At 68.8% G+C, this 4,480-nt stretch carries 4 protein-coding genes; 1 reads left to right on the top strand and 3 read right to left on the bottom strand.

Annotation, left to right across the window (positions count from 1 at the left end):
- Window positions 1-297: 297 nt before the first annotated feature.
- Window positions 298-873 (bottom strand): NADPH-dependent FMN reductase, encoded by a 576-nt coding sequence (locus AC5RV2_RS15030; protein WP_494001421.1) that lies wholly within the window; start codon window positions 871-873, stop codon window positions 298-300.
- A 124-nt stretch (window positions 874-997) separates the two neighbouring features.
- Between AC5RV2_RS15030 and AC5RV2_RS15025 the strand changes: the two genes are divergently transcribed.
- Complete coding sequence (locus AC5RV2_RS15025; RefSeq protein ID WP_494068179.1) at window positions 998-1,489, top strand: MarR family winged helix-turn-helix transcriptional regulator; 492 nt, start codon at window positions 998-1,000, stop codon at window positions 1,487-1,489.
- Between the two features lie 9 nt (window positions 1,490-1,498).
- Here the strand turns inward: AC5RV2_RS15025 and AC5RV2_RS15020 are convergent, their stop codons facing one another.
- Window positions 1,499-3,331 (bottom strand): ABC-F family ATP-binding cassette domain-containing protein, encoded by a 1,833-nt coding sequence (locus tag AC5RV2_RS15020; RefSeq protein ID WP_494092997.1) that lies wholly within the window; start codon window positions 3,329-3,331, stop codon window positions 1,499-1,501.
- Window positions 3,332-3,399: 68 nt separating this feature from the next.
- Entirely contained in the window at window positions 3,400-4,335 is a 936-nt protein-coding gene (locus AC5RV2_RS15015; RefSeq protein ID WP_494092996.1) for a 4-(cytidine 5'-diphospho)-2-C-methyl-D-erythritol kinase, read from the bottom strand.
- Between the last annotated feature and the right edge of the window lie 145 nt (window positions 4,336-4,480).

Genomic DNA, 4,480 nt, shown 5'->3' with positions numbered 1-4,480 from the left:
GGGCGGCCTGGTGCTGGTCTTCGTCGAGGCGGAAGCCTGCTGCCGAGGCGGCCTGCTCAAGATGGTCGAGCATCCGGCGGCGGCTGTGGGTCCTCCCCCGCGGGCCGGCCGCAGCGTTTCCTGCGTCCACGACGCGTCCCTCCCTCTCCCGGTACCAACGAAACCCTACCCGCCGGTGCCACCGTTCCGGCCGTCCCCCGCCTTAACGGCGCAGGGCGCCCCGGCTTCCCTGACGGGAAGACCGGAGCGCCCTGCGATGCGGAGCGTCAAGCGGCGCGATGCCGCCGGGGCCGCAGGTTAGTTGGCGGCGACAGCAGCGGCGCGGACGGACTCCATGGCCTTGGTCCACGGGATGAGCTGGTCGATCATCGGAGCCAGGGTGCCGGCGTTCTGCTCGGTCGGCTTGAAGTCGGCGAAGTTCTCGAAATCGGTGAACAGCGAGAACATGACCTGGTTGCGCACGTGGGCGATCTGCAGTTCAGACAGGATGTTGCGCAGGTGCTCGGCGGCACGGGCGCCACCCATGGAACCGTAGGAAACGATGCCGGCGGCCTTGTTGTTGAACTCGACGTTCAGGTAGGACAGGGCGTTGGTCAGGGCCGGCGTAACGGTGTGGTTGTACTCGCCGGTGACGAAGATGAAGCCGTCGAACTCGCTGATCTTGGCCGAGAACGCCTTGGTGTGGTCGTTCTGGTAGTTCTGGTACATGGCCGGGTAAGCTTCGTCCAGCAGGGGCAGGTTGAAGTCGGCGATGTCGACGACCTCGAACTCGGCGTCGGTGCGGCCGGCGGCCTGGGCGAGAACCCAATCGGCAACCTGCTTGTTGACACGACCCGGACGGGTGCTGCCGGTAACGATAGCGATCTTGGTCATAAATAACCCCTTCGAGGTCTGGTCCCGACGTGCCAACATTGTTGACGCGTCATGGTTTTGTTGACACGTCAATTATGCAGGGCGGAAACTTGAATTGTCAACCAAAGACGAGGAAGTGACAGCCGTGAACTCCGATACCCGCTGGCTGGACGATCACGAGCAAGAGATCTGGCGCGCCTTCCGGGAATTGCTGTGGGGCTTCGAGTCCGCCATGGACCGCCAGCTGCTGCGCGACTCCGATCTGTCCGGCGTGGAGTATTCGGTCCTGGCGTCCCTGTCGGAGGCGGACGAGGGCGTCATGCGGGCCCGGGACATTGCGCAGCAGCTGGACTGGGAGCGCAGCCGGCTGTCCCACCTGCTCAAGCGGATGGAAGCCCGCGGACTGGTGGAGCGGGTGGCTTGTGCCACGGATGCGCGGGGTTTCAACATCTCGATGACTGACGCCGGCTGGGATGCCATCCGGCAGGCCGCCCCCGGCCACGTCAGCTTCGTGCGCGAGAACGTCTTCGATCCGCTCTCGGCCGCGGAGCGCGAGGCGCTGCTCTCGGCAACCAGCAAGATCCAGCAGTCCATCCGCGACGCGGGCCTCTGGGGGAACAGCGGCAGGTCGTCCTGAGCCGAGGGATCACTCTAGGATTTCGGAGACTTCCAGCCACTCCAGCTCCAGGCCTTCCTTCTCCTCGGCGATTTCCTGCAGCTTGCGGTTCATCTCCGCCAGCCCGGCGAAGTCGACGTCGGCCTTGGCACCTGCCTTGTGCATCTGCTCCTTGAGCTTGTCCTCCTGCTGGCCCAGTTTGCCCAGTTGGCGCTCGATCCGGTTGAGGTCCTTCTTGGCCTGGCGCCTGTCGGCTTCGCTGTGCACGGCGCCGGAGGATGGTGCGGCGGCGCTTGCACCGGCCGGGGACGGCGCGGGCCTGCCGGCGAGCGCCGCTTCGCGGAGCTCGAGGTACTGGTCCACTCCCCCGGGCAGCCCGCGGAGCTTGCCGTCGCCCAGCAGCGCCACCTGGTGGTCGGTCACCCGTTCCAGCAGGTAGCGGTCGTGCGAGACGACCACCAGCGTGCCCGGCCAGCCGTCGAGCACGTCCTCCACGGCCGCCAGCGTGTCCGTATCCAGGTCGTTGGTGGGCTCGTCCAGCATCAGCACGTTCGGCTCCCCGACCAGCAGCCGCAGCAGCTGCAGGCGCCGCCGTTCCCCGCCGGACAAATCGCGCACCGGCGTCCACTGCTTCTCCTTGGAAAAGCCGAGCTGTTCCACCAGCTGGTTGGCGGAGACCTCGCGTCCGCCGATGTTGAAGACCTGGCGTTCGCGCTGGATCACCTCCACCACGCGCAGGTCCATGACATCGTCGAGTTCGCGGACTTCCTGCGTGAGCATGGCCGTCTGCACCGTCTTGCCGCGCTTGACCTTGCCGGCCGTGGGCTGGATCTCGCCGTTCAGCATCCGCAGCAGGGTGGTCTTGCCCGCCCCATTGACGCCGACCAGGCCGAGCCGTTCCCCCGGTGCCAGCCGCAGCGTGATGTTGTCGAACAGCGCGGCGGGCCCGCCGTCGCCGTCCGTGGGCCGCGGCGGCGGGGTGTAGGAAACCTGCTCGAGGTCCAGCACGTCCTTGCCGAGCCGGGCGGTGGCCATCTTGTTCAGGGCCACCGAGTCCCGGGGCTCGGGCACGTCCGCGATCAGCTCGTTGGCCGCTTCGATCCGGAACTTCGGCTTCGCGGTCCTGGCGGGGGCGCCGCGGCGCAGCCAGGCGAGCTCCTTTTTCACCAACTGCTGCCGCTTGCCTTCGACGACGGCGGCCGTCCGGTCGCGTTCCGCACGGGCCAGCACGTAGGCGGCATACCCGCCGTCGAACGGGTCGACGGTGCCGTCGTGGACCTCCCAGGTCCGGGTACACACTTCATCCAGGAACCAGCGGTCGTGGGTGACCACCAGGAAGGCCCCCTCGGTGGGGCGCCATCGCGTCTGCAGGTGCCGGGCCAGCCAGGCGACCCCCTCGACGTCGAGGTGGTTGGTCGGCTCGTCGAGCATGATCACGTCATGGGGCTCGATCAGCAGCTTGGCGAGGGCGACCCGGCGGCGCTGCCCGCCGGACAAGGACGACACCGTCGCGTGCCAGTCGACGTCGCCGACGAGGCCGTTCATGATTTCGCGGATCTGCGGGTTGGAGGCCCACTCGTGCTCGGCCGCTTCGCCGACGATCGCCACGCCGACCGGCAGGTCTCCGTCCAGCACGTCCTGCTGGTCCAGGTAGCCCACGTTGACGTCGCCGCGCTTGGTGACCCGGCCGTCGTCGGGCGTGGCGCGGTGCGCCAGCAGCCGCATCAGGGTGGACTTGCCGTCGCCATTGCGCCCGACCATGCCGATCCGGTCCCCTTCGTTCAGGCCGAGGGACACCGAGTCCAGGATGGTGCGGGTGGCAAAGGAGACGCTGACGTTTTCTGCGCCGAGCAGGTGGACCAAGGATGCTGCTTTCTGTTGCGTTGGTGGAGGCGGACGCGCCGCCGCGTTCCAGGGGCGGGGCCGGGCGGTCAGGCCATGATGCGGGCGCCGTGCACCGGTCCGCGGACCGGCAGGGCAACCACGCCGGCGACATCCGCGAGCCGCTGCCCCAGTTCGGCCGCCTCGCGCCGTCCGGCGGTCAGGAAGGCTACCGTCGGCCCGGACCCGGAGACCAAGCCCGCCAGCGCGCCTTCGGCCTCGCCCAGTTCTAGGATATCGGCCAGTTCGGGGGCCAGCTCGATGGCGGCCTCCTGCAGGTCGTTATGCAGGCAGCCGGCCAACTGGTGGACGTCGCCGGACTGCATTGCCTGCAGGATCGCCGGGTCCACCTGCTCGGGCTCGTCCGGGACGTGGCCGCGGCGGGCGCGCAGGTCGTCGGCCACGGCGTAGACCTTGGGCGTGGACAAACCGAACGAGGCGGGCACCAGGACCCAGTGCATTTCGCTGCGCGCCAGCGCCGGCGTCAGCCGGTCGCCGACCCCGAGGCCGACGGCCACTCCGCCGTGCAGCGCAAACGGCACGTCCGCGCCGAGCCCGGCGGCCAGGCCGATCAGCTCGTCCCGGGAGTAGCCGGTGTTCCAGAGCGCGCTGCAGGCCACCAGGGCCGCGGCCGCGTCCGCGGAGCCGCCGCCCATGCCGCCGGCAATCGGCACCCGCTTGGTGATGTCCAGGTGCACGCCCTGCAGGTGTCCGGAGGTTTCGCGGAGCAGGTCGGCGGCCTGCACCGCCAGGTTGGAAGCATCCAGCGGGATGCCGTCCAGATCGAAGTCCAGCCCGGGCCCGTTGCGCACGCTGACCGTGATGGCATCATCCTCACGCGCGGTAGCGGTGACCTCCTCATACAACGAGAGCGCCAGATAGACGCTGGCCACCGAGTGGTAGCCGTCCGGACGCGGGCCGCCGACCCGGAAGGAGACGTTGATCTTTCCGGGCGCCATGACGCGGACGGGACGTGTTCTGGTCATATCGATGCCGCCACCTTCCTAGCCGACAAGCGGATGGTTGAACTCGGCGATGCGGGCAAAGGCGGCAATGTCCAGCACCTCTCCGCGGGCGCCGGGGTCCACGTTCGCCAGCCGCAGCGCTTCCTCGGCCCGGGCGGCGCTGCCG

The organism is Arthrobacter sp. Y3225116, assembly GCF_059091245.1.
Note: the sequence above shows the minus strand (reverse complement) of the source record. Positions and strands in the feature narration are given on the sequence as shown.

What these genes read in the sequence shown, in the direction of transcription:
- AC5RV2_RS15015 (WP_494092996.1), bottom strand. Translation starts at nt 4,335, where the DNA reads ATGACCAGAACACGTCCCGTCCGCGTCATGGCGCCCGGAAAGATCAAC.
- AC5RV2_RS15030 (WP_494001421.1), bottom strand. Translation starts at nt 873, where the DNA reads ATGACCAAGATCGCTATCGTTACCGGCAGCACCCGTCCGGGTCGTGTC.